This window comes from uncultured Clostridium sp. (assembly GCF_937920395.1).
Taxonomy (GTDB): domain Bacteria; phylum Bacillota; class Clostridia; order Clostridiales; family Clostridiaceae; genus Clostridium_AD.
The window spans coordinates 1-2,037 of sequence record NZ_CALEVF010000123.1 but is presented as its reverse complement, the minus strand read 5'-3'; the positions used below and the strand labels follow the sequence as shown (position 1 = coordinate 2,037).

The following is a 2,037-nucleotide window of genomic DNA, read 5'->3' as shown; positions in this document are numbered from 1 at the left end:
TTCCGTGAATAGAAATTTTCACTCCTGCAGCATTAAAATTTTCATACTCAAGTTCCCCAATAGGCCCACCATCCAAAGTATATGCAAAGTCTGCACCAAATTTTTTCACATCAAAAATATCCGCACCACGACCAACTTCTTCATCTGGTGTAAATCCAATACGAATTTTACCATGCTTAATATCAGGATTCTGCATTAAATACTGTGCAGCTGCCATTATCTCTGCAATTCCAGCTTTATCATCTGCCCCTAGAAGTGTTGTTCCATCGGTTGTAATAATAGTTTTTCCTATGTAATTCTTGAGTTCTGGAAAATCCTTTGGAGATAATATTATATTGTTTTCTTTATTTAATATAATATCTTCTCCATCATAATTGTAAACAAATTTAGGCTTAACGTCTTTGCCAGAGATATCTGGGGCAGTATCCATATGCGCTATAAATCCTATAGTTGGTACTACTTTTTCTACATTAGATTCAATAGTAGCCATTACATAACCATTATTATCTACATTTGCTTTTTTTAATCCCATTGCTTTTAACTGAATAACTAATTCTTTAGCAAGTATCATTTGTCCACTTGTACTTGGTACAGTTGTTGATTCCTCATCAGATTTAGTATCATAACTTATATATTTTAGAAAATTTTCTACAACTTTTGACATATTGACATCTCCTCATATTTTAATGGTTTATTATTCATTTTTTAAAAAATTATCAATCAATTTTTCTGCCATTCTTTTTTGCATATTAGCTTTATTTGTAAGTAACAAAATCATTAATATTAATTCTATTAACTCTCCACCTTCTTTTCCCATTTCCTTGATTTTTTCTTTTATAAATTTAGCATCTTTATCTATATCACGTTCAAACTCTTTATTTTGAACTTCTTTAATATCCAAAAAATCATTATATAAGTCATCTAATGGAACATTTATATTTTGCGGGGCTTTTACATCAATAATAGGATCAAATAAAGTATTAATATCACTAATTGATATAGTTTGTTTCAAATTATAAATAAGTGTAAGTAAAATAATATGTTCTTTAGTATATTTTTTATTTTTAGCTGGCATCAAAACTTTACCTTTTGTGTAGTTGTTTATCATTGTTTTTGTAAGTATTTTATCTTCTTCATTTCTTTTAAGGCTTCCAAGCTTTTCATTAAAAAAAGTTGTAACCTGATCCATATATAAGTCCACACATGGTATTTCGACTAAACTAATATCTTTTGCACCTATAATTTCTTCAACTAATTTACTTAAAGTTTCCTCATTATAATTCATTCATTCCACCTCACCTTCATTATATAGCATTAATTACACTGAATCTATAATTACCAGTATAATTATATAAAAAGAAAGTACATATTAGTGTAAATGTGTAAATCTTTGATAAAAGATTCTAAAACATTTTAACCAATATACACTTTCTTTATGTATCCTTTAAAATTCTTCATGCAATGTAATTAAAAAGTACCTAATTGTTATCGCATATATACTATTTACTTAGACTTTCCATTTAAAAATTCGCAATAAGGTGCTATAGGACATACCTCACAATTAGGTTTCCTTGCTTTACATATTTCTCGTCCATGCCATATAATGAAATGATGAGCATCACTCCACATATTTTTGGGTATATTCTTCATAAGTTCTTGCTCTACTATCTCAACATTTTTACCGGTAGCAAGTCCAATTCTTTTTGAAACTCTAAAAACATGAGTGTCTACAGCAATAGCTGGAATTCCAAACGCATTAGACAGGACTACATTAGCAGTTTTCCTGCCAACTCCTGGAAGTTCCATTAGTTCTTCCATAGTTTTTGGCACTACCCCATTATATTTTTCTAATAAAAGCTTTGTAGCACCTAAAATATTTTTGCTCTTATTATTATAAAATCCACAACTCTTAATTTTTTCTCCTAGCTCATAACTAGATAATGTAATCATGGCCTCCGGTGTATTATATTTTACATATAACCTCTTTGCAACAACATTAACCCTTACATCTGTACATTGAGCTGATAATATTGTTGA

General features: G+C 29.1%; 3 protein-coding genes. All 3 read right to left on the bottom strand.

Translation table 11 applies throughout. The annotated features are described in order from the left end of the window. Positions 1-664: peptidase T (gene pepT / locus Q0649_RS09775; protein ID WP_298840888.1), on the bottom strand; the 664-nt coding region annotated here is incomplete at its 3' end. A gap of 30 nt (positions 665-694) precedes the next feature. After that, positions 695-1,285, bottom strand: a complete 591-nt coding sequence (locus Q0649_RS09770; RefSeq protein ID WP_298840885.1) for a DUF1836 domain-containing protein — start codon at positions 1,283-1,285, stop codon at positions 695-697. A gap of 218 nt (positions 1,286-1,503) precedes the next feature. Then, positions 1,504-2,037, bottom strand: a 534-nt coding sequence (gene nth / locus Q0649_RS09765) for an endonuclease III (protein WP_298840882.1), incomplete at its 5' end; no start/stop codon positions are given.